The following is a 23,166-nucleotide window of genomic DNA, read 5'->3' as shown; positions in this document are numbered from 1 at the left end:
GTCATCAGCCCTTGGCGGGCGTGATGCCGTAGATCTTCTGGAAGCGGGCGATCAGGCCGACCGGCTTCTTCTCTTCCTTCTGCATCAGGTAGACCACGCGCTCGCCGTTGGGGCCGCTGGCGATTTCGGTGTGGCGGAAGATCGGTTCGCCCAGGCCGTTCATGTCGACCATGTCGCCGTAGCGCTGGGCCACGTAGATCACGCCTTCCTGGCGGATTTCGCCGTAGAAGCCGGCGGCCGGCGGCATGCTCTGCTTGTAGAACTGGTAGGAGGCGATCTTCTTCGCGTCCTTGTCCTTGTCCTCGGCGCGGACGGCCAGGACCACGTTCTGGCCGAACTTGTCCTTCTCACCCACTTCCTTGGTGTAGGTGGTCTTGCCGGTCACGATGTAGTCGCGGTAGACGGCGGCGTCATCGAACAGGTACAGGGTCTCGTCAGTACGCACCAGGTACCAGTCGTCGTTGTTGGGGGTGGCTTCCTTGCTGGCTACCGGAGCCTGGGCGGCGCAGCCGGCGAGGGCGGCGACGAGCAGGGCGAGAGATGCAGCTTTGTTGGCAGTCTTTTTATTGAACATCTTGGGGGCTTCCCTGGGTTGAAAGCCTGCGAGTTTCAACGGGGCACATAACGGATTGATGACGGGCAAATGACGAATTGTTTCCAAGCCGAAGCGCCCGGATCACGGGCGCTGCGGGCAATCTACCGGTGAATCAGGGGCGCGCTTCGAGTATCAGGTTGAAGGGCGTTTCGGCTGCGCGGCGGAAGCGGCTGAAACCGGCCTCCTCGAACACCTTGCGCAGGCGCGCCTCGCCGGCTTGGGCGCCGAGCCCAAGGCCCACCTCCTGCGACAGCGAGTTGGGTGTGCAGATGAAGGTGGAGGCGGCATAGAACAGCCGGCCGACCGGGTTCTGGTTGTCGTCCAGGAGGTCATTGGCGAAGGGTTCCACCAGCAGCACCGTGCCGTCCGCCTTGAGCGCCTGGCGCGCATGCTGCGCGGCTCCGACTGGGTCGCCCATGTCGTGCAGGCAGTCGAAGAAGCAGATCAAGTCATAGTCATTGCCGGGGTAGTCCTTGGCGCTGGCGCGCTGGAAGTAGGCGCGTCCAGCGACCTCGGCCTGGCTGGCGCGCTGGTTGGCTACTTCGATGGACGGCTGGTGGTAATCGAAGCCGACGAAGTTCGACGCGGGGAAGGATTGCGCCATGACGATGGTCGAGGCGCCGTGACCGCAACCAACGTCGGCGACCTGCGCGCCACGCTGGAGCTTGTCGACCACGTCGTCCAGGGCCGGCAGCCACTCGGCCACCAGGTGCGCGCGATAGCCGGGGCGGAAGAATTTCTCGGTGCCGGAGAACATGCAGGGGTGGTGATCACCCCAGGCCAGGGCGCCGTCTCCGCGCATGGCGGCGACCAGCTTGTCCTTGTCGTGGTACAGCGCCGCGACCACGGAGGCGCCGCCGGCGACATAGACCGGCGAGTCCTCGATGGCCAGCGCCATGGCCTGTTCCTCCGGCAGGCGGAAGTTGCCGTCCTGGTGTTCCATGTAGCCGGATGCCGCGTGGGCGCTGAGCCATTCGCGCAGCAGGCGGGCGTTGCAGCCGGTGCGCTCGGCCAGTTGCGCCGGACTGAGCCATTGGCCGTCGGCCATGGCTTTGTAGAGGCCGAGCTCTTCACCCAGGATGATGTTGGCGAGCATCGCCGCGCCACCCATGTCGGTGACCAGCTTGCCCATGAATTCGTTGAGTCTGGCTTCGTCCATTGCGCGATCTCCCGTGCGGGGCCGCCGGAGAGCGTCCCCGGTGGAGGCTGATGGAGGAAAGCGGCACGGGGAGAGGCCGGGTGCCGCAACGGGCGCGGGCCAACGGCAGGCACGGGGCGCTGCGGGCGCAACGCTGGCTCCCGGGCGGGACTGTCGCGCGCAGGACCGCGAGGAAGGACAGCGTCAGCTGCGTATCCCCGCGGGGGTGATCCTTGAGTCTACGACTGCGCGGTGGGGCCGGTGTCGGGACCGACTGGCGGTGCAGCGGGTTCCGGCGCCTGGGTATCCGGCTCGCTGCGCGGCGCCTGCGGCCGCTGGAGGATCAGGTTCTGCGGCACGGTGAGGTTGATGCCGGCTTCGCGCAGACCGCTGAAGATAGTGAACAGCAGGTCGCTCTTGGTCGAGTAGACCGCCCGCGGGCTGCTGACATTGCCGGAAGCGGCCAGGGTCAGGCCGGTGGCGCTGAGGTCCTTGAAGGTCACCGAAGGGGCGGGCGTCTCGACGATGTTCTCGTGCTCGGAGTAGGCCTTGAGCATCAGTTCGCGGACCTTCTGCACGTCGGTGTCCAGCGGCAGGGTCAGGTTGATGCCGACCACGCCCAGAGCGCTGCCCATGGTCACGTTGCGCACGTTCTGCGAGATGAACTGGGAGTTCGGCACGATGACCGTGGACTGGTCGGCCATCTGGATTTCCGTGGCGCGCACGTTGATCCGGCGGATGTCGCCTTCGACACCGCCGGTCAGGCTGACCCAGTCGCCCACCTTCACCGGGCGTTCGGTCAGCAGGATCAGGCCGGAAATGAAGTTCTGCACGATGGCCTGCAGGCCGAAACCGATACCCACCGACAGGGCGCTGACCACCCAGGTCAGGCTGGTGAGGTTGATGCGCAGCGCCGAGAGCACCAGCAGCACCAGGATGACCATGCCGATGTAGCCCACCAGTGTTACCAGCGAGGCACGCATGCCGGCATCCATGCTGGTTTCCGGCAGTAACTCCTCGGCCAGCCAGCGTTTGAGCAGACGCAGGGCGAAGAGTCCGGCGGCCAGGGTGCCCAAGGCCAGCAGGATATCTTGTGGGACGATGTTCAGCCGGCCGAGGGACTGCCCGCTTTCCACCAGGCGCACCAGCCCCTGAAGGAGTTCGCCGGGGCTGGTACCGGTCGTGGAGAAGGCGATCAACACCGTGGACAGCACCAGCAGCGTACGCCCGGCGCCGGTCAGCAGAGTGGCGAACTGCGCCTGGTGGCGCGGATCGATGCCCAGGTTCTCGGCCAGGCGAGCGCCGATCTTCTGCCTGGGTGACAACAGCGCTTCGCAGAGGTCGACGAACAGGGTGGTCAGCAGGTAGCCGGTGGCACCGACCACGCTGACCCAGAGCAGTTTGCCGGCGAGGAAATAGGCCAGCGAGAGGTAGCCGGTGACCAGTGCCAGGACGATCAGCAGCACCGTGAACATCATCGCCAGCACGATGATGCCGGCCAGCGCCGAGGTTTCGTGCTCCTCGGCCTCGCGGCGGGCGCTGCGGTAACGATAAAGCGCAATGGAGAAGAGCACGGCGGTGGCCAGCGCGGTGATGCCGTTCACCGCGACGGTCAGCGCCAGGCTGGCACCGCTCGCGCTGTTCAGACGCTCCTGGGTGCCCAGCACCAGCAGCAGCCAGGCCATCAGCCAGGGGAAGGGGGAGAGGGCGTCGGCCACCGGATCGGGGAGGTCCGGTAGGCGCCACGAAGGCCGTTGCACGGCGAGCAGCGCCCGACCCAGGCCGGCGGTGAAGGTGCAGAAGATCACCAGGATCAGTAGCTGGTCGCCCAGGTTGGACATGTTGCCATTCAGCTGTCCATGCCAGTCCAGCCCTTCGCGGATCAGCGCGGCGCCGCCGCCCAGGGTCAGGATGGTGGCGAGGCTGACCGCCACGGCCAGCGCGCTGCGGCGCAGGCGGCCCACCGGAATCCAGCGGATCATCGCCTTGGTCAGCAACTGTTCCAGCAGGCGCCGGCCGGGAATCCAGAACAATGCTGCGGCAATCAGACAGACGATGAAGGGCCAGCGGTGCTCGGGTTGCCAGGTCAGCGCGAAGGCGTCGCCCATCTGCCCGCGGATGGCCTGCAGACGCGCCAGGTCGTCGTCGGTGGGGCGGATCAGGCTCGACCAGAAGCGTGGACTCAGCGGCGGAGGGTAACGGGTGGCGATCTGCGAATTGAACTGGCTACGGCGCAGGTTGACGATCTGTGCGGCAAGATCCTGGGCGTTCTTGTCCAACTGATTGGCGCGGTCCTGCTGCTTCTGTTGCTGCTTCTGCTCGGCCAGCAGGTCGTTACGCTGGTTGGCCAGGCTTTCCGCCTCGTTGGGAGTGGCGGGGCCGAGGACCTTGAGCTGGTCGTTGGTGCGGGCCAACTGTGCGCTGATGTCGGTAGCGCTCTGTTCGGCGCGGGCCTGCACGGCCAGCGCGGCCTGGCGCAGGTTGGACAGCAGGCCGTCGTCGCTGTCGGCGGAGACTCGCTGGCGGATCAGTTCCAGCCGTGCACTCAGTTGATCGAGGCCGGCATCCTCGGGGAGGTCGGGCAGTTCGATGGTGTCGCCGGCCTGGACGTCGGTCGGCTCCTCTGCCAGCACGATGCCCGCTCCGGCGAGCGACAAGGTCAGCATCAGCAGCACGCGGCTGCAGGCGCGTACGAAGGTTTCCCGCATGTTCCCCCATCCTGTGGTCAAGACGCTTACCGGGGTTCGACCGGAGTGCGGCGTGGCAATTCCCTAGAGCATAGCGCCGCAGTGGCTGGTCTTTACCGGGTGAATCCGGATAATCAACACAAGCAGATGGTTAAGGGTCATAAATTCTGGCCATATCGATCCCCTTTTGGCCGCTCCCGCTGTTTTGCGAAGCGCAGGCGCTGGGCAGAATTCCGCCACTGGACAACAAGAATCCTTCAGAGGGTACTCCCATGCTTACCGTGTACAGCGATGATCACCGCCTGCATTTCGGCCAGTCCGAACTGGTCGACGGCAAACTCCAGCCCTGCTTCGAGATGCCCAGCCGCGCGGATACCGTGCTGGCCCGCGTGAAGTCGCAGAACCTGGGCGAAATCATCGAGCCCAAGGACTTCGGCATGGAGCCGATCCTGCGCGCGCACAACACCCGCTACGTCGAATTCCTCAAGGGCGCCTGGGCGCGCTGGGCGGCCGAAGGCCACACCGGCGACCTGGTCTCCACCACCTTCCCGGGGCGCCGCCTGCTCCGTGACGGTCCGATCCCGACTGCGCTGATGGGCGAAGTGGGGCACTACAGCTTCGACACCGAGGCGCCGATCACTGCCGGCACCTGGCAGGCCGTGTACAGCTCGGCCCAGGTCGCGCTGACCGCCCAGGACCACATGCGCCAGGGCGCCAGCACCGCTTTCGCGCTGTGCCGTCCGCCGGGTCACCACGCCGGTAGCGACTTCATGGGCGGCTACTGCTTCCTGAACAACGCCGCCATCGTCAGCCAGGCTTTCCTCGACCAGGGCGCCAAGCGCGTCGCCATCCTCGACGTGGACTACCACCACGGCAACGGCACCCAGGACATCTTCTACCGCCGCAACGACGTGCTGTTCGCCTCGATCCACGGCGACCCGCTGGTGGAGTACCCGTACTTCCTCGGTCACGCCAACGAGCACGGCGAGGGCGCCGGCGAAGGCTACAACCACAACTACCCGCTGCCCCACGGCACCGGCTGGGATGGCTGGTTCGCCGCGCTGGACGATGCGTGCCGCAAGATCGCCGACTACGCGCCGGACGCGGTGGTTGTCTCGCTGGGCGTGGATACGTATAAGGACGACCCGATTTCCGAGTTCAAGCTGGACAGCCCGGACTACCTGAAGATGGGCGAGCGCATCGCCGCACTGGGTATCCCGACCCTGTTCATCATGGAAGGGGGCTACGCGGTCGAGGCCATCGGCGTCAACGCGGTGAACGTGCTGCAGGGCTACGAAGGCGCTGCACGCTGATCGACGAAGTGGGGCGGACATTGATCCGCCCCACTGCATTTATTGGCTCGCGACCGGTTGTTTGTATGGTCAGAGTGCGAGCGCATCAACTGGGGAAGGACATGAACAAGAATACCGCGCTGCGCGGCCTGCTCGCCGCCGCCGCCCTCGTCACCGCCGGTGCTGCCAGCGCCGCGCCGGAAGTGCGCATCTACAACTGGTTCGACTACATCGGTCCGGACACCCTCAAGGGCTTCCAGAGCGAGACCGGCATCAAGCCGCAATACGACGTCTACGACAGCAACGAAGTGCTGGAAGCCAAGCTGCTTTCCGGCCACTCGGGCTATGACGTGGTCGTGCCCAGCGACAGCTTCCTGCCCAACTACCTCAAGGCCGGCGTGTTCCAGCCGCTGGACAAGAGCAAGCTGCCGAACTGGAAGAATCTCAATCCCGCACTGCTCAAGGTGCTGGAGAGCAAGGACCCGGGCAACCAATACGTGATGCCCTACATGTGGGGCACCAACGGCATTGCCTACAACGTCGACAAGGTCAAGGCCGTGCTCGGCGACAACGCGCCGGTGGACTCCTGGGACCTGGTGTTCAAGCCAGAGAACCTGGCCAAGCTGAAGTCCTGCGGCGTGGCCTTCCTCGACTCGCCCACCGAAGTCATTCCGCAGGTCCTGCATTACCTGGGCCTGTCGCCGAACAGCCACAACCCGGACGACTACAAGAAGGCCGAGGCGCTGCTGGCGCAACTGCGCCCGCACATCACCTACTTCAGCTCTTCGAAGTTCGTCACCGACCTCGCCAACGGCGATGTCTGCGTGGCTCTCGCCTGGTCCGGCGGCGCGATGCAGGCAGCCAACCGCGCGAAGGAAGCCAATAACGGCATCCACATCGAGTACCGCATTCCCAAGGAGGGCGCCGCAGCGTGGTTCGACGTGCTGGCGATTCCGAAGGACTCGAAGAACGTCGAGCAGGCCCACGCCTTCCTCAACTACCTGCTGCGCCCGGAAGTGGTCGCGCCGATCTCCGACTACGTCGCCTACGCCAACCCTAACCAGGCGGCGGACGGGCTGATCTCCAAGGAGCTGCACGACAACCCCAACGTCTACCCGCCGGCGGAGGTGCAGGCCAAGCTGTTCTCGGTGGAGATGCTGCCGCCCAAGCTGGAGCGCATCCGTACCCGCACCTGGACCCAGGTGAAATCCGGGAAATAATGTCGCCCACGGCGCTCTGAACAGCGGATTTCCGTTGGCGGCCGGGCGCCGCGAACTGGCATGATCGGCGGACTTCCTTGAGGAAGTCCGCCGATTTTCATTGGGCTTCCCGACTTTCTTTGACTGCCGAGCCTTGCCATGACCTGCCGGACCGCTGCCCACGCCTTCGCAAGGAGGCGCTCATGAATACCCAAGCCAACATCGTCGAGCGCAAGGGCGCCGACGCCTTCGCCATCCAGGTCATGACCGGCCTGTGCATCATCTGGGGCATCCAGGCGGTGATGGTGAAACTGGCCGCTCACGACATCGCACCGATCATGCAGGCCTTCGGCCGCAACCTGGTGGCTGCCGTGGTGGTGGGGCTGCTGATGTGCTGGCGCGGTGGCTGGGAAGGCTTCCTGCGCCACGGCACCGTCAAGGGCGGGCTGCTGGCCGGCGTGCTGTTCGCCGCCGAGTTCTTCTTCATCGCCCAGGGGCTGGTCTATACGTCGGCCTCGCACATGGCGGTGTTCATCTATACGGCGCCGATCTTCTCGGCGCTGGCGCTGCACTTCCTGCTGCCCAGCGAGCGGTTGCGTCCGTTGCAGTGGCTGGGGATCGGTGTGTGCTTCGCGGGTATCGCGATGTGCTTCGGTGGCGGGTTCGATCTGGCGAGCATGGACAGCCGCATGCTGCTGGGCGACGCCTTCGGCGTGCTGGCCGGCTTCGCCTGGGGCATGACCACGGTGGCGGTGCGCACTACGCGGCTGTCCGAGGCGAAGCCGATCCTGACGCTGTTCTACCAGTTGCTGATCGCTGCGCTGCTCCTGCCCTTCGCCGCGCTGGCGCTGGGCAAGACCCAGGATGTGAGCTTCACCGCCATCGGCGTGGGCAGCGTGCTGTTCCAGGGGCTGGTGGTGTCGTTCTTCAGCTACTTCACCTGGTTCTGGCTGCTGCGCCGCTACCTGGCGTCGAACCTGGCGGTGTTTTCCTTCATGACGCCGATGTTCGGCATCGCCTTCGGCGTGCTGATCCTCGGCGAGCCGCTGACGCTGAATTTCGTCGCGGGCGCAGCGCTGGTGCTGGCCGGTATCACGCTGGTGAGCAGCGAGCAGTGGATTCGCCGAATGCTTTCGCGCTGATGTGGGAAATGTCGCGCTCTTGATTCAGGTCAGGCGCTGCGGGGAGGGAAGACGATAGTCTTTGTTGCAAGGAGTGAGTGGCACGGGCGGAGAGTGGGACGCCGGGCTATTCTTCCTAGGGCGGCCCATGGTGGTAACGGGCCGCCCGACCTGAATTCGCACGAGGAGGTATCCATGAAAGTCTGGCTGCAAAGCATTGCGTGGAAACTCGGTGTCATGCTCGGCCTGATCGAGCCTCCACGTCTGCAACCCATCCCCATCCGCAGCGACGAACAGCGTCGCCTGATGGAGCAGCGCCGGCGCTACTGATCGCGCTCCCGCTCAGCTAAAAGAGAAACCCGCCAATTGGCGGGTTTTTTCTTGCCCGTCATTCGTGGGCCTTGAACCAGTCGTCGATCATTCCTTTCAGCCTTTCCCCGGAGAAGCTCGGGAAGTGCCCGCCATGCACGGTGCGCACTGGCAGCTCGCGCAGGCGTGAAAGGCTGGCCGCGTAGTCGTCCAGGTTGGAGTGGTAGGCGTCCTCGATCAGCGGGCCGTCGTAGATGATGTCGCCGGAGAACAGCGTCTGCGTTTTCTCTTCCCACAGGCTGATGCCGCCCGGCGAATGACCAGGAGTGTGCAGGACCTGCAGGGTGCGGTCGCCCAGGTCGAGCACGTCGCCTTCGTCGATGGTGCGAGTGGCCGGCGCGGCTTTCACCCGGTATTCGGCGTAGCACAGCGGGTAGTCCGGGTGGGCGTCGAACATCTCGTCGTCGACGAAGGCGGTGGCCAGGGTGCGCTCGCCGTCGGGGCTGGCGAGGATGTCGGCTTCGGCCGGGTGCACCAGGCGTTCGTCGAACTCGTGGTGTCCGGCGATGTGGTCGAAATGGGTATGGCTGGCGACGGCCAGCAGCGGGCGGTCGGTAAGCCAGGGCAGTTGTTCGCGCAGGCTGACCAGGCCGGAGCCGCTGTCTACCAGTACGTCGCGGTCGCGTCCCTGGATGTGCCACATGTTGCAGCGGTAGAAGGGGCGGACGTAGGGCTCGTGGATCAGGCTGACGCCGTCGTAGCAGTGACGGACCTCGAACCAGCGGTCGCGGGTGACGATCTTCATGGTTGCGCGCCTTGTGGTTGTGCGTAAGGGCGAGGGCAGCCGCGCAAGCCCCGATGCGGCGGTGATCGATCGCGGACGGAGTCCGCTCCTACGCGCATGGGATGCCGGGTGGCCCCACCCTAACCTCTCCCAGGGGGAGAGGGAACCGTTCGGAGCCTTGGGGGATTGGAGCGGCGTCACCGGTAGCTGCGCCGCCGCTCGGCTCTGGCGGATTCCCGCTCCCCCTGGGAGAGGGCAGGGTGGAGATGGGGTTGTCGTTGTGCTGCGTGGGCGTCCTTTCCCTCTCCCTAACCCTCTCCCTTAAGGGAGAGGGGACTGGGGCGGTGCATGTTGAAACCATCGCGTCAGTGACGTAGGGCGAATAACCGCTTGCGGTTATCCGCCAATTGCCGTGGTGCGATAGCTGGCGGCGGATAACGCTGGCGCGTTATGCGCCCTACGTGGGACTGTCGGTTTTGACAGGCTGGGCTCAAGGCGCGAAAGGCGCCGCCTCCATCACTTCCACGATCAGCGGGCGATCGCTCGGGGCGTTGCGCAGCAGTTCCTGCAGGTGCGCGTGGTCGCGGGCGCGCTCGGCGGCGCAGCCGAAGCCCTTGGCGATGGCGAGGAAGTCCGGGGTGTAGATGTCCACGCCCAGCGGGGTGATGTCGCGGCGTTCCATGTAGCGCTTGATCTCGCCGTAGCCGTGGTTGTTCCACAGCAGGACGATGATGCCCACCTTGGCTTCCACGGCGCTGGCCAGTTCGGTCATGGTGAACTGCAGGCCGCCGTCGCCCATCAGGCTGATCACCGGGCGGCCCGGTTCGCCGAGCTTGGCGCCGATGGCGGCCGGCAGGCCGTAGCCCAGGGTGCCGTAGCCGGTGGAGGCGTTGAACCAGCGGCGGCCGCCGTCCAGTTCCACCAGGTGGTTGCCGCTGTAGACGGTCTGCGTCGAGTCGCCGACGAAGCGCGCATCGGGCAGTACTTCGAGGATCTTGCCGAACAGCTCGCGGTAGTGCGCCCAGCCGCTGAAGTCCTCGGCCAGTTGTGCGCGTACCTTGGCCGCGCGCTGGGCGCCGGGGCTGTTGGCATCGGCCTGGCGGGCCGGCAGCAGGTCGAGCAGGGCGCGCATGGCGGTGCGGGCATCGCTGTGGATGGCGATGCTCGGCGCATAGTTGCGCATCAGCTGCTGCGGGTCGATGTCGACGCGGATCAGCTCGCCGCCGATCTTGAAGTTGCCGTCGAACACCACGTCGTAGTCGGTCTCGCCCAGCTCGGTGCCGATGGCCAGCACCACGTCGGCCTGCTCGGCCAGTTCACGCACCGGCACCAGCGACTGGTTGCTGCCGATCAGCAGCGGGTGGTCGGGCTGCAGCAGGCCCTTGGCGTTGATGGTCTGTGCGGTCGGAGCGTCGAGGGCGATAGCGAGTGCGCGGGCTTCGGCCTGGGCTTCGACGCAGCCGCCGCCGAGCAGCAGCAGCGGGTTCTTTGCCTTGGCCAGCTTGGCGGCGGCCTCGTGCAGCGGCGAGCGGGCCGGGGCAGGGCGGGCCAGCTGCACGCGCGGGCGTACCTGCATGTGGTCGGCCGGGGCGGTGATGATGTCCAGCGGCAGTTCGATGTGCACCGGGCGCGGGCGCTCGCTGTCGAACACGGCGAAGGCGCGGGCCAGAACGGCGGGGAGTTCCTCGACGCTCATCAGCGTATGGCTGAAGGCGCTGACGCCGGCGACCATGGCGCGCTGGTTCGGTAGTTCGTGCAGGTAGCCGTTGCCGTGGGCCAGGCGCGAGCGCTCGTTGACGCTGGAGATCACCAGCATGGGGATCGAATCGGCGTAGGCCTGGCCCATGGCGGTGAGGATGTTGGTCATGCCCGGGCCGGTGATGATGAAGCACACGCCCGGCTTGCCGGTGACGCGCGCGTAGCCGTCGGACATGAAGCCGGCGCCCTGTTCATGGCGCGGGGTGATGTGGCGGATGCCGCTATGGGGCAGGCCGCGGTACAGCTCGACGGTGTGCACGCCGGGGATGCCGAAGACGGTATCGACGCCCCAGGCTTCGAGTTGCTTGACGAGGAATTCGCCGCAGGTGGTCATGGCAGTTCCTTAATGTTCGTGGGTGAGGTCGTATCTAGTGTGAAGTCGTGGCCATCAAGCAAAGAGGGCGCGGAGATCATCTCGCCGCGCCCTCTTGCCTTGCGCAAGCGTTAAATCAGGCCGCGTCGGCGACCGCCGCCGGGCGGGGCGACAGCAGGCTGACGACGATGAAGCTGACCAGGCCGATGGACAGGCTGTAGTAGATCGGGGTGTTGGCGTCGAAGCCATCCTTGAGCATGAACACCAGCGCGGTGACGAAGCCCAGGGCCATGCTGGTGATCGCGCCGGCGGTGGTGGCGCGCTTCCAGTAGATGGCACCGATCAGCGGGATCAGCATGCCGCCCACCAGCAGGTTGTACGCCAGGGTCAGGGCGCTGAGCACATCGTTCACCACCAGGGCGATGGCCAGGACCACGACACCGGTGATCAGGGTGCAGATGCGGTTCAGGCTCAGGCGGGTCGAACGCTGGCCGGTAACGATCGGCAGCAGGTCTTCGGTGATGGTGGTGGAGGCGGCGAGCAGGCCGGCGCTGGCGGTGGACATCATGGCGGCCAGGGCGGCGGCGATCACCAGGCCACGGATGCCGTCCGGCAGGGCGGCGCTGACGATGGCGGCGAAGGCGTTGTTGACGTTGTCCAGGTCAGGCAGGAGCACCTTGGCGCACATGCCGATCAGCGCGCCGACCAGGCCGTAGATCACGCAGTAGACACCGGCGGCGGTGCCGGCGTACTTGGTGACCTTGTCGTCGCGGGCGGTGAACACGCGCTGCCAGATGTCCTGGCCGATCAGGATGCCGAAGAAGTAGATCAGGAAGTAGGTGATGATGGTGTCGTAGCCGATGGTGTGGAAGCTGAAGGCGGTTGCCGGCAGTTTCGCGACCAGCTCGTCCCAGCCGCCCACGCGGTACAGGCAGATCGGCAGCAGGATGAACATCAGGCCAACGGTCTTGATGATGAACTGCACGATATCGGTCAGGGTCAGGGACCACATGCCGCCGATGGTGGAGTAGATCACCACGACGCCGCCGCCCAGCAGCACGGACACCCAGAACGGCAGGCCGAACAGGACCTGCATCACGGTGCCGATGGCCAGGGTGGAGACCACGCCGATCATCAGCGCGTAGGCGAACATGATCACCGCGGAGGCCTGGCGAGCCATCGGGTTATAGCGACGCTCCAGGACCTGGGTAACGGTGAAGATGCGCAGCTTGAGCAGCGGCTTGGCCAGGAACAGGTTCAGCGCAATGATGCCGGCGCCGAGGGCGGCGCACAGCCAGAAGCCGGAAATGCCATGGACGTAGCCCAGGCGCACGGTGCCGACGGTGGAGGCGCCGCCCAGGACGGTCGCAGCCATGGTGCCCATGTAGAACGCCGGACCGAGGTTGCGGCCAGCCACGAGGTAATCTTCATGGGTCTTGGCGCGGCGCATGCCATACCAGCCCAACCACAACATGCCTGCGGCATATATCAGAACGACGATCAGATCCAGTGCCATGGTGTCGGCTCCTCACACTTGCATTGTCATTGTTGCCGCGCGCTTGTGGCGTACGGTGGTTCACCGGACCGGCGGCTGCCGGCCTGGTGGAGTCTCACGGGTCTTGCGGGTGCTCCTGGAGGAGCGATGAATCAGGCGGCGGGCTCGCTGATGCCGCGCACCGGGCGGTCATGGCTGCCGACCCAGCGCGGGCCTTTGGGGCCGTACACGCCGGCGGGTTCCGGGAAGGTCCGCAGCAGGGTGATGTAGAGCAGGGCGGCGACGCCGAGGGTGACCGGCAGGCTGATGTCGATACCACCAGCCAGGTTGCCCAGGGGACCTACGAACTGCCCCGGCAGGTTGACGAAGCACAGGCCGAGGGCCGCGCTCGGGATCCAGGCACCCATGCCGCGCCAGTTCCAGCCGTTGTTGAACCAGTAGGCGCCGCCTTCCTGGCCACGGGTGAACACCTGCAGGTCGTCGGCGTGGTAGAAGCCACGGCGGATCACCAGGCCGAGGATCATAATGACCATCCAGGGGCTGGTGCAGGTGATGATCAGCACTGCGAAGGTGGACACGCTCTGCACCAGGTTCGCGGCGAAGCGACCGATGAAGATGAAGGCGATGGACAGCAGGCCGATCAGCAGGGTGGCCTGCACGCGGTTGAGCAGGCGCGGGAACACGCTGGACATGTCCAGGCCGGTGCCGTACAGCGAAGTGGTGCCGGTGGACATGCCGCCGATCACCGCGATCAGGCATACCGGCAGGAAGAACCAGCTCGGCGAAACGGCCAGCAGGCCGCCGACGTAGTTGTTCTGCGCGATGTAGTCCGGAGCGTTGACGGCCACGATGGTGGCGGTGGCCAGGCCGAACAGGAACGGAATCAGGGTCGCCAGCTGGGCGCAGATCACGGCCAGCATGATGCGCTTCTGCGAAGTCTGGCGCGGGATGTAGCGCGCCCAGTCACCGAGGAAGGCGCCGAAGGACACCGGGTTGCTCATGGCCAGCAGGGCGGCGCCGATGAAGGCGGCCCAGAAACCTTCGCTGCCCATCTGCACGGTGCCGGCGTAGCTGGCGTCGAACGGGCCGGAGAAGGCGAACAGGCCGAGCAGGAACAGCAGGCTCGCGGCCCACACGGCGATCTTGTTGACCATCAGCATGAAGCGGAAGCCGTAGATGCAGACGATCAGCACCAGCACGGCGAACAGGCCGTAGGCCAGGCCCAGGGTCAGGTCGGTTTCCGGCAGGTCGAACAGGCGCTTGGCGCCGCCGATCAGCGCATCGCCCGAGCTCCACACGGAGAGGGAGAAGAACGCGACCGCGGTGAGCAGCGACAGGAACGAACCGACGATCCGCCCGTGCACGCCGAAGTGGGCGCCCGAGGAAACCGCGTTGTTGGTGCCATTGAGCGGGCCGAACAGGCCCATCGGTGCGAGGATGACCGAACCGACCAGCACGCCGAGGACGATGGCCCAGACGCCGGCCTGGAACGACAGGCCGAACAGTACCGGGAAGCTGCCCAGCACGGCGGTGGCGAAGGTATTGGCGCCACCGAAGATCATGCGGAACAGGTCGGTGGGCGTGGCGTTGCGTTCGTGATCCGGGATCTGTTCGACCCCGAATGTCTCAATCGTTGTGATTGCGTGTGCGTTGTTCTTGTTATCCATGACTTCCTCCCGGGTGAGCCCTGTCTTTATGGCGTCGGAGACGGTGACAGGTGCTCGTGTGTGGCCAGCCAGCGGCCCAGTTTCGGATCACGGCGGAAGACGATGGTCTCCCGTTCGTGGTTCAGGCTTTCCTCTCCCTGGATGCGCAGCCGCGTGGCGACGTCGTGGCAGAACACGGCCACGTCTTCGCCTTGCAGGCTCACAAAGGTGTTGCTCGAAAGGCAGTCAAGGACCTCGAAACCATCGTCACGCAGCCAGCCTTCCCACACGTCGCGATAGGCCGCGCGCGACAGCAGCGGCTGCGGCCAGGTGTGGAAAATGAAGGAGGCGTCCTCGCTGAAGGCGGCGAAGTAGGCTTCGGTGTCGGTGCGCGCGAAGGCTGCCACGAGATCTCGGGCAGCCTCCAGCACCTGTGCTACGCAGGCGTCGTTATTCATGTAGGTGCTCGTGCGCTCAGCGGCGCTCTACGCCCGGGAGGATGCAGAGCATTTCGTACAGCAGGTTGGCGCCGAGCAACGAGGTGTTGCCGGTGGTGTCGTAAGGCGGGGAGACCTCGACCAGGTCGCAGCCGATGATGTCCAGGCCGTGGCAGCCACGGACGATTTCCATCGCCTGGATGGTGGTCAGGCCGCCGATTTCCGGGGTGCCGGTACCTGGCGCCCAGGCCGGGTCGATACCGTCGATGTCGAAGGACAGGTAGACCGGGCCGCCGCCGACTTTCTCGCGAACTTCGGCCATCAGCGGTTCCAGCGACTTGTGCCAGCACTCTTCGGCCTGCACCACGCGGAAGCCCTGCTTGCGGCTCCAGTTGAAGTCTTCAGCGGTGTAGCCCTGCGCACGCAGGCCGATCTGCACCACGCGGTCGCAGTCCAGCAGGCCTTCTTCCACCGCGCGGCGGAAGGTGGTGCCGTGGGCGATCTTCTCGCCGAACATATGGTCGTTCACATCGGCATGGGCGTCGATGTGGACCAGGCCGACCTTGCCGTGCTTCTTATGGATGGCACGCAGGATCGGCAGGGTGATGGTGTGATCGCCGCCCAGGGTCAGCGGGAGGATGCCGTGGTCGAGGATCTTGTCGTACGCCTCTTCGATGATGCGTACGGCTTCCATCAGATTGAAGGTGTTGATCGCCACGTCACCGATGTCGGCGATGTTCAGCGAGTCGAACGGCGCGGCGCCGGTGGCCATGTTGTACGGACGGATCATCACCGACTCGGCGCGGATTTCGCGCGGCCCGAAACGAGTGCCGGAGCGCAGGGAGGTGCCGATGTCCAGGGGCACGCCGACGAAGGCGGCATCGAGCTGGTTGAGCTCTTCGGGGGACTGGATATGCGGCAGGCGCATCATGGTGGCGATGCCGCCGAAACGCGGCATTTCGTTACCGCCCAGGGGCTGGTGAAGTTTCTTGTCCATGGGTAGGGCCTCAGGCTGATCGCTGTCTTCGTGGAAACAGGCTTGTTGATACTGAGGCCGGATTCTCTCCACGCGGGGTAGTGGAAAAAATCGCTGGCTACAAATAATCACTTCAGAGTTTTCTAAACTTTCCCTGATCGCTAGACTGCGCCACCTTGCCGCAGCAGACGGCCCGCCAGGCTCATGGCCTGCGGCTCCCGAATAGATAGGTGGCTTGCTATCATCCGTTTCGCTGCTACATAAAGTCCTGAACTAGAGCGGTCTTGCCGCTGTTTTACGGAGTCGCCATGAGCGCCAGTGCATTGCCCGACGTCAAACTGCTGCGGATTTTCGCCTGCGTGGTTCGCAGTCAGGGGTTCGCCGCGGCGCAGCAGGAGCTGAACCTGTCCACCTCAGCCATCAGCACCTACATGAGCCAGCTGGAGAACCAGTTGGGCATCGTGCTCTGCCATCGTGGGCGGGGTGGTTTCGGGCTGACCAGCAAGGGCGAACTGTTCCACCAGGAAACCCTGCGCATCCTTGGCGAACTGGAAGGCTTCGAGCGCTATGCGGCAACGCTCAAGGGCGAGCTGCGCGGCACCCTGAACCTCGGCGTGCTGGATTCCACCGTGACCGACCCGGCGCTACCGCTGGCCGAAGTGATCGGCGCCTTCAGCGGCCTGCACCCCGCAGTGCACCTGCACCTGCAGGTGCAGAGCCCCTACGAATTGCAGCTGGCGGTGCTGGACAACCGCCTGGACCTGGCCATCGGTTCGTTCTTCAGCCGGATGAACGGGCTGGTCTATCAGCCGCTTTATAGAGAGCAGCACTGGCTGTACTGCAGCGACCGCCACCCGCTGTTCGACGGACGGCGCATCCCTGCCGAGCTGATCACCCAGCAGCGCATGGTCGGCCGCGGTTACTGGAGCCAGGCGGAACTGGCTCGGCATGGCTTCAAGCACAGCGCCGGCACGGTGGAGAGTATGGAGGCGCAGTTGATCCTGATTCTTTCCGGCGGCTATATCGGCTACCTGCCCGAGCACTACGCCCATCCGTGGGTGGAGCAGGGCCGCTTGCGTGCGCTGCTGCCGGCGACCTTTGGCTACCAGGCGCCGTTCTCCCTGATCCTGCGCCGAGGCCGTTCCCGCGAGCCGCTGATCCAGAACTTCCGCGACCTGCTGCGCACCCAGCCGAGCCAGTCATGAGTCGCGCCCGCTGCCCGCGTTGCGAGCGACCGCTGAAGCATTGCCTGTGTGGTTTGATTCCACATGTGGATAACCGGACCCGTGTGTTGATCCTGCAGCATCCGAGCGAAGTCGGTCATGCGCTGAATACCGCGCGGCTGGCTGTGCTCGGCCTGGCCAATGCTGAGCTGAAGGTGGGGGAGGATTTCAGCGGTCTCGAGCTGGCCGCCTGGGATGCCTGGCTGTTGTTCCCGGGAGAATCCGCCCTGGGATTGGTCGAGGTGGCCGCGCGGCCTGTGGATAAACCACGGCTGCTGGTGGTCCCCGATGGCACCTGGCGCAAGGCGCGCAAGCTGCTCCACCTCAACCCGAGTCTCGCCGCGTTGCCGCGCGTCGTGCTGCCGGAGGGGCTCACCTCGCGCTATCGCCTGCGCAAGGCGCCTGCCGAGGGAGCGTTGTCCACCATCGAAGCGGTGGTGCATGCGCTGGATGTGCTGGATGCGCCGCAGTCACACGCGGACCTGCTGCGTCCGTTCGATGCGTTGATCGAGGGGCAGATCGCGGCGATGGGGGAGGAGACTTTCCAGCGTAACCATGGGGCGCGTTCCTCATAACGGACGGCGTCATTGCGCGTTGGATTCGCCCTGGCAATCTGTGTGCCTGCGCCTTCCCCTAACCCTCTCCCAGAGGGAGAGGGGACCGTTCGGTGCAGGAAGTAAACATGGTGTCAGCCGGCACAGACTGCTCGCTCTCCCAGAGGGAGAGGGGCCGTTGGGTGTAGGAGAAAAGCATGGCGTCAGCCGGCACAGACTGCTCGCTCTCCCAGAGGGAGAGGGGCCGTTGGGTGCAGGAGGAAAGCATGGCGTCAGCCGGCACAGACTTTTCGCTCTCCCATAGGGAGAGGGGCCGTTGGGTGCAGGAGTAAAGCAAGGCGTCAGCCGGCACAGGCTGCTCGCTCTCCCAGAGGGAGAGGGGATCGTTGGGTGCAGGAGGAAAGCAAGGCGTCACTCGGCACAGACTGCCCCCTCTCCCTGAGGGAGAGGGCTGGGGTGAGGGGGGAGAGCAGGCACGGGCTCCCAGGTTAAGACAGTCGTCCCTACGGAGCCCGCCACCCGCCCAATGGCTGCGGTCGCCGTGCCCGCTCCGTTATACTGCGCTCCTCATTCCCCTTCGCGAGGTGTTCGTCCGATGCGCAATTGATGCCGCCGTGGTTTCACGGCCCGTTTCCGTCCCAGGCTGCGTTCCTGGGGGTTACCCGGCATCCGATGGATTTGCGTATGACGAACCCTGTCTCCCTGGCGCTGCAAGGCGTCTCGTTTCAATTGCCCACGGGCGATCCACTGTTTCTCGACCTCAACGAAACCTTCGACGAGCGCCGCACCGCGCTGGTCGGGCGTAATGGCGCGGGCAAGTCCGTGCTGGCGCGGATCATGGCCGGAGCCCTGGCACCCAGCGCTGGGCGATGCTTGGCATCCGGGCCTGTGCACTACCTGCCACAACGCATTGAACCGCAGGCGTTTCGCAGCGTGGCGGACCTGGCTGGCGTGCAGCCGCTGCTCGATGCGCTGGCGCGGGTCGAGGCGGGCGCGGTCGATCCTGCCGACTTCGAACTGCTGGACGGCCGCTGGGACATCCGCGCGCGGCTGGAGGCGGAGCTGTCCGCCTGCGGGTTGGAGTACCTCGCAGCCGACACACCCGCCGCGCGCCTGAGTGGCGGCGAGTCCACTCGGGTGGCGGCGTTGGGCGCGTGGCTCAGTGAGGCGGAATGGCTGATCCTCGACGAACCGAGCAACCACCTTGATCGGGCCGGCCGCGAAGCTCTGCGCGAGCAGATTCAGCGCTGGCGGGGCGGGATGATCCTGATCAGCCACGACCGCCTGCTGCTGGACGACATGCAGCGCATCGTCGAGCTGTCGTGCGCCGGGCTGCGCGGCTACTCCGGGGGCTATGCGCTCTACCGGGAAGCCCGCCAGCAGGAGCAGGACAACGCACTGCGCGAGCTGCAGCGGCGCAAGCAGGAACGTGATCGCCAGCAACGCGCCATGCAGGAGCAACGCGAGCGCCAGGAACATCGGCAGGCAAAGGGACGCAAGGACGCGCGGGAGGCCAACCAGGCGAAGATCCTCGTGGACCGGCAGAAGGAGCGCAGCCAGAGCAGCATCGCGCGCCTTGCCACCCAGCATGGCGAGCGTCGAGAACAGCTGGCGCAGGAGGTGCAGGCAGCCTTCGGGCAACTGCGCGAGGACCCAAGGGTGGTACTGAGCGCTCCGCCGTGCGAATTGCCGGAGGCCCGCAGCGTGGTGTTGCTGGAGGGACTGCGACTGCCCCATGGCACTGCGGCACCCCTCGACCTGCAGCTGAGCGGCCCACGCCGCCTGGCGATCACCGGGAAAAATGGCAGCGGCAAGTCGACTCTGCTCAAGGTGCTGGCCGGAGAGTGGCGACCTGCCGCCGGGACGTGCACGGTCAAGGTGCGCAGTGCCTACCTCGACCAGCATCTTGCCGGGCTGAGACCGGAGCGCTCCGCGCTGGAGCTGCTGCGCGAGCGCAATCCTGTCGAGGAGCAGTCCGTACTGCGCACGCGCCTGGCGCAGTTGGGTTTGCCAGCGGCGCGGGTCGAGCAGCCCAGTGGATCGCTCAGTGGTGGTGAGCGCCTGAAGGCAGCGCTGGCCTGCGAGATCTATGCACGGCAGCCGGCCCAACTCCTGCTGCTGGATGAACCGGACAATCACCTCGACCTGCCTTCCCGCGAAGCCTTGGTGATCTTGCTGCGGCAGTACCGGGGCGCACTGCTCGTGGTTTCCCACGACGATGCGTTTCTCGAACAGCTCGAGCTGGAGGCGCGCCTGGAGTGCACCGGGGACGGCTGGCGCTGGCACCGGGCGTGAGACTTTACCGGCCAGCGGGCGCTGGTTAGGATTGGCGCCCCTCTCTTTCCGGCTGCCTCTGCCGTGCTCCGCCCAGGCGTTGATTCGCGAAGCGGGCATTCATGCTGCCGACGCTACAACGGCCGCCACTCCGTGGCGTGCTATCCCTATCTGATCAGCTGAATCAGGATGATCTCATGCTCATTCGCCAACGTATCGCTGCGGACAACCCGCGGCTGCTCGACATCTGGCTGGGTGCCGTGCGCGCCACCCATCATTTCCTGGAAGCCTCCGACATCGACGGACTGCTGCCCCAGGTCCGCGATCTCTACCTGCCCGCCGTCGAGGTGTGGGTGGCGACGGATGCCGACGACCGCCCACTGGGCTTCATCGGCCTCAACGAAACCCATGTGGAAATGCTCTTCATTGAACCGGATCTCCGTGGTCGGGGCATCGGTCGCGCGCTGCTCGACTTCATGCGCGAGTCGCGCGACCCGCTGAGCGTCGACGTCAACGAGCAGAACCCGCAGGCGGTGGGGTTCTACCTGCACTATGGCTTCGTCCAGACCGGTCGCTCGCCCATCGATGGTGAAGGGCGGCCGTTCCCGCTGTTGCATATGAGCCTGCCGAAGCCGCAGGGCGTGTAACGCTCCGCGTTCTACGCCGATTGGCCTTTGTCCCAGAGCGCTCCGGATTCGGCCGAGGAGCTGGCGAAAGGGGCGGTGTATCGGCGTACAACCTCGAGCGGTTGTACGCCCTACGCCTGAACGCGCTCGGTCTCGCCGCTGCCGAAGCGGATGCTCCGTGCGCCGAGCTTGAGCAGGCTGTCGGCGAACAGGTCGCTGGCGGTGCTGCGGCAATCCCAGGCGGCTTCCCAGTCTTCCCGACGGCGCCAGTGCAGGCGGCCGACGAGACGTTGCGGCTCACCGTCGGCGTGCAGTTCGCTGGCGAGGTAGCCGGGGCGCAGGTAGAACAGCTCCTGCAGGTGCGCCAGGTAATCGCAGAGGCGGGCGGCGATGTGCGGGCGCTGCTGGGGTGTCACGTCGATCTCGATCTGCAGCACGAAGTGCGGATTGTCCACGCAGGCATGGGCGGTGATCGGGCTGGGTTGAGTCATGTTTCTGGGCTCCCTGTCTTGAACCGAATGCCAGGCGAGGGTAAAACCTCAACTTAAGTTGAGGTCAATAGCCCATGAAGAAAACATCTCCCTGCTCCATGCACCGCGACCTGAGTGTCGGTGAACTGGCCAAGCGCGCCGGCGTGGCCGTTTCCGCCCTGCATTTCTACGAAGCCAAGGGCCTGATCGCCAGTACGCGCAATGCCGGCAACCAGCGCCGTTACTCGCGCGACACGCTGCGCCGGGTAGCGGTGATCAAGGTCGCGCAAAGAGTTGGCATTCCCCTGGGCGAGATCGCCGAGGCGCTGGGGTCGTTGCCCACTGGCCACAATCCGACGGCGGCGGACTGGGCGCGGTTGTCGGCGCGCTGGCGGGAGGATCTGAACGAGCGGATCGAGAAGTTGCTGCTGCTGCGGGATCAGCTGGACGGCTGCATCGGCTGTGGGTGTTTGTCGATGGAGGCGTGCCCATTGCGAAATCCGGGGGACAAGTTGGCGGAGGAAGGGCCGGGGGCGCATTGGCGAGGGGACGCGGAAGGTGGCTGAAGAGCCCCTCACCCTAACCCTCTCCCGGATGGAGAGGGGACGGTACGGCATCAAGTGTGGACCATGGCATCAGCCGGCACGCGCGGCTCCCTCTCCCTCTGGGAGAGGGGTGGGGTGAGGGAGTGGCATTGCAGAGGAATACCTCGTTTCGTAGCGCGATCGCGTACCGGCGGCTCGTTGCAAGAACGGAGCGGCGTAAAGACATCGCGGACGGAGTCCGCTCCTACGCAAGTGCGGATACCAGCAGAGCGATCACTCCGCCTTCAAGCCGCCACGAACCGCCCCCTCTCCCTCTGGGAGAGGGCTTGGGTGAGGGCAAGCCCGAGCGAAGAACTCCCATCAGGAACTCACCGCTCCCGCAACGCCTCCCACCGAGCCTTCAACACCGGCTTCAAGATGTAATCCAGCACGCTCTTCTCACCGGTGATGATGTCCACCGTCGCCACCATGCCGGGGATGATCAGCAGGGGCTTGGCGTCGGTGCCCAGGTGGTTCTTGTCGGTGCGCACCTGGATCAGATAGAAGCTGTTGCCCTTGTCGTCGGTGATGGTGTCGGCGCTGATCAGTTCCAGCTTGGCCTTGAGCCCGCCGTAGATGGTGTAGTCGTAGGCGGTGAACTTCACCGTGGCCGGCTGGCCCGGGTGGAGGAAGGCAATGTCCTGCGGGCGCACGCGTGCCTCCACCAGCAGGTTGTCTTCCAGCGGGACGATTTCCACCATGTCGCTGCCCGGCTGCACCACACCGCCGATGGTATTGACCTTGAGCTGTTTGACGATGCCGCGCAGGGGCGCCACGACCAGGGTGCGGTTGACCTTGTCGTCGATGGCGCGGCTGGTGGCGGTGAGCTTGTTGAGGTCGGTGCGGACGTCGTTGAGCTCCTTCAGCGCGTCGCTGCGAAAGCCCAGTTTCGACTCCTCGACCTTGCGTTGGATCTCGTTCACCGCGGCCTCGGCGCGGGGAATGGCGAGATTGGTGGCGTTGAGGTCGCCGGCGATTTCCACGGCGCTGCGGCGCAGGCGCAGCAGTTCGACGGGCGAGACCGCGCCGGCCTTCACCAGCGGCTCGGACATGTTGATCTCCTGCTGGACCAGGCCGAGGCTGGAACGATACTGCTGGGTCTTGGCGCGGAACTCCTGCAGCTCTTGGGTCTTCTGCCGCAGTTGCTCCTGGAGAATGTTCAGCTCGCTGCTCTGCCGTTGCATGCGCGTCTGGTAGAGCGCCATCTGGTCTTCCACGACTTGCGGTGCAGCTTTCTTCAGGTCGTCGGTGAAGTCCGGGGTGCGCCCGTCCGCTTCCGCTCGCAGGCGTTCCACGCGCGCCTCCAGCGAGTTGCGGTCGGCCTCGGTCTCGCCCTTGTTGGAGGAGAAGCGGGTGTCATCCAGGCGCAGCAGAGGCTGGTTCTTCTCCACCACCTGGCCTTCGCGGACGAAGATTTCCGAAACGATGCCGCCCTCCAGGTTCTGGATGGTCTGCACCTTGGAGGAGGGGATGGCCTTGCCTTCGCCCTTGGTCACTTCCTCGATGTCGGCGAAGTAGGCCCAGGTGATGGCCACTACCAGCAGCGCCAGCGCGGCCCACAAGGTGATGCGCGTGGCATTGGGCGAGTCCTCCAGCAGGGTGCCCTGCACCTCGGGCATGAACTCGGTGTCGCGGGCGCCATTGCCGCCCATATAGCTGCGGATCGACTGGGAAAACTGCATGGC

At 65.5% G+C, this 23,166-nt stretch carries 20 protein-coding genes; 9 read left to right on the top strand and 11 right to left on the bottom strand.

Annotated elements, in window-relative coordinates; all coding sequences use genetic code 11:
* Positions 1-4: 4 nt before the first annotated feature.
* From JVX91_RS25275 to JVX91_RS25265, 3 genes are all read right to left on the bottom strand, one after another.
* A complete protein-coding gene (locus tag JVX91_RS25275; protein ID WP_205336801.1) occupies positions 5-574 on the bottom strand; it encodes a hypothetical protein in 570 nt (189 codons plus the stop codon).
* A gap of 133 nt (positions 575-707) precedes the next feature.
* Entirely contained in the window at positions 708-1,754 is a 1,047-nt protein-coding gene (locus JVX91_RS25270) for a class I SAM-dependent methyltransferase (protein ID WP_205336800.1), read from the bottom strand.
* Positions 1,755-1,972: 218 nt separating this feature from the next.
* Positions 1,973-4,441 (bottom strand): DUF3772 domain-containing protein, encoded by a 2,469-nt coding sequence (locus JVX91_RS25265; RefSeq protein WP_205336799.1) that lies wholly within the window; start codon positions 4,439-4,441, stop codon positions 1,973-1,975.
* Positions 4,442-4,692: 251 nt separating this feature from the next.
* On the opposite strand from JVX91_RS25265, the gene JVX91_RS25260 reads away from it, so the two are divergent.
* The 4 genes from JVX91_RS25260 to JVX91_RS29155 all read left to right on the top strand — a co-directional run bounded on the left by JVX91_RS25260 (position 4,693) and on the right by JVX91_RS29155 (position 8,362).
* On the top strand, positions 4,693-5,733 hold the full coding sequence (locus JVX91_RS25260; RefSeq protein ID WP_205336798.1) for a histone deacetylase family protein: 1,041 nt from the start codon (positions 4,693-4,695) through the stop codon (positions 5,731-5,733).
* Positions 5,734-5,834: 101 nt separating this feature from the next.
* Positions 5,835-6,932 carry an extracellular solute-binding protein gene (locus tag JVX91_RS25255; protein WP_205336797.1) on the top strand — a complete coding sequence of 366 codons (1,098 nt, stop codon included), beginning with the start codon at positions 5,835-5,837 and terminating at the stop codon, positions 6,930-6,932.
* Positions 6,933-7,114: 182 nt separating this feature from the next.
* Positions 7,115-8,053 (top strand): DMT family transporter, encoded by a 939-nt coding sequence (locus tag JVX91_RS25250; protein WP_205336796.1) that lies wholly within the window; start codon positions 7,115-7,117, stop codon positions 8,051-8,053.
* Between the two features lie 174 nt (positions 8,054-8,227).
* Positions 8,228-8,362 carry a PA1414 family protein gene (locus JVX91_RS29155; protein WP_275892378.1) on the top strand — a complete coding sequence of 45 codons (135 nt, stop codon included), beginning with the start codon at positions 8,228-8,230 and terminating at the stop codon, positions 8,360-8,362.
* Positions 8,363-8,420: 58 nt separating this feature from the next.
* On the opposite strand, the gene JVX91_RS25245 is transcribed toward JVX91_RS29155, so the two are convergent.
* From JVX91_RS25245 to speB, 6 genes are all read right to left on the bottom strand, one after another.
* Positions 8,421-9,146, bottom strand: a complete 726-nt coding sequence (locus JVX91_RS25245; protein WP_205336795.1) for an MBL fold metallo-hydrolase — start codon at positions 9,144-9,146, stop codon at positions 8,421-8,423.
* 469 nt (positions 9,147-9,615) lie between these two features.
* Complete coding sequence (locus tag JVX91_RS25240; protein ID WP_205336794.1) at positions 9,616-11,217, bottom strand: 5-guanidino-2-oxopentanoate decarboxylase; 1,602 nt, start codon at positions 11,215-11,217, stop codon at positions 9,616-9,618.
* Between the two features lie 115 nt (positions 11,218-11,332).
* Positions 11,333-12,712: a sodium:solute symporter gene (locus JVX91_RS25235; protein WP_205336793.1), complete on the bottom strand. Its 1,380-nt coding sequence runs from the start codon at positions 12,710-12,712 to the stop codon at positions 11,333-11,335.
* Between the two features lie 131 nt (positions 12,713-12,843).
* The gene (locus tag JVX91_RS25230) at positions 12,844-14,358 is read right to left on the bottom strand and encodes a cytosine permease (protein WP_205336792.1); all 1,515 of its coding nucleotides are present in this window, start codon (positions 14,356-14,358) and stop codon (positions 12,844-12,846) included.
* A 26-nt stretch (positions 14,359-14,384) separates the two neighbouring features.
* Entirely contained in the window at positions 14,385-14,795 is a 411-nt protein-coding gene (locus JVX91_RS25225) for a nuclear transport factor 2 family protein (protein WP_205336791.1), read from the bottom strand.
* Positions 14,796-14,811: 16 nt separating this feature from the next.
* Positions 14,812-15,771: an agmatinase gene (speB, locus tag JVX91_RS25220; RefSeq protein WP_024765260.1), complete on the bottom strand. Its 960-nt coding sequence runs from the start codon at positions 15,769-15,771 to the stop codon at positions 14,812-14,814.
* A gap of 287 nt (positions 15,772-16,058) precedes the next feature.
* Here speB and JVX91_RS25215 point away from each other — a divergent pair, with 287 nt between their 5' ends.
* From JVX91_RS25215 to JVX91_RS25200, 4 genes are all read left to right on the top strand, one after another.
* A complete protein-coding gene (locus JVX91_RS25215; RefSeq protein ID WP_169940813.1) occupies positions 16,059-16,955 on the top strand; it encodes a LysR family transcriptional regulator in 897 nt (298 codons plus the stop codon).
* The gene (locus JVX91_RS25210; RefSeq protein ID WP_205336790.1) at positions 16,952-17,548 is read left to right on the top strand and encodes a DTW domain-containing protein; all 597 of its coding nucleotides are present in this window, start codon (positions 16,952-16,954) and stop codon (positions 17,546-17,548) included. Before JVX91_RS25215 ends, JVX91_RS25210 begins: the two co-directional genes overlap by 4 nt.
* 663 nt (positions 17,549-18,211) lie before the next feature.
* Positions 18,212-19,822, top strand: coding sequence for an ABC-F family ATP-binding cassette domain-containing protein (locus JVX91_RS25205; protein WP_205336789.1), 1,611 nt, complete (start codon positions 18,212-18,214; stop codon positions 19,820-19,822).
* 176 nt (positions 19,823-19,998) lie between these two features.
* A complete protein-coding gene (locus JVX91_RS25200; RefSeq protein WP_205336788.1) occupies positions 19,999-20,448 on the top strand; it encodes an acetyltransferase in 450 nt (149 codons plus the stop codon).
* A gap of 110 nt (positions 20,449-20,558) precedes the next feature.
* On the opposite strand, the gene JVX91_RS25195 is transcribed toward JVX91_RS25200, so the two are convergent.
* The gene (locus tag JVX91_RS25195; RefSeq protein ID WP_205336787.1) at positions 20,559-20,918 is read right to left on the bottom strand and encodes an antibiotic biosynthesis monooxygenase; all 360 of its coding nucleotides are present in this window, start codon (positions 20,916-20,918) and stop codon (positions 20,559-20,561) included.
* Between the two features lie 74 nt (positions 20,919-20,992).
* Here JVX91_RS25195 and soxR point away from each other — a divergent pair, with 74 nt between their 5' ends.
* Entirely contained in the window at positions 20,993-21,463 is a 471-nt protein-coding gene (soxR, locus tag JVX91_RS25190) for a redox-sensitive transcriptional activator SoxR (RefSeq protein WP_205336786.1), read from the top strand.
* A gap of 347 nt (positions 21,464-21,810) precedes the next feature.
* Here soxR and JVX91_RS25185 read toward each other — a convergent pair whose 3' ends face one another.
* Positions 21,811-23,163 (bottom strand): HlyD family type I secretion periplasmic adaptor subunit, encoded by a 1,353-nt coding sequence (locus JVX91_RS25185; RefSeq protein ID WP_205336785.1) that lies wholly within the window; start codon positions 23,161-23,163, stop codon positions 21,811-21,813.
* Between the last annotated feature and the right edge of the window lie 3 nt (positions 23,164-23,166).

Source organism: Pseudomonas sp. PDNC002, from assembly GCF_016919445.1.
Classification (GTDB): Bacteria; Pseudomonadota; Gammaproteobacteria; order Pseudomonadales; family Pseudomonadaceae; genus Pseudomonas.
This window is presented reverse-complemented; position numbering and strand designations above follow the sequence as displayed.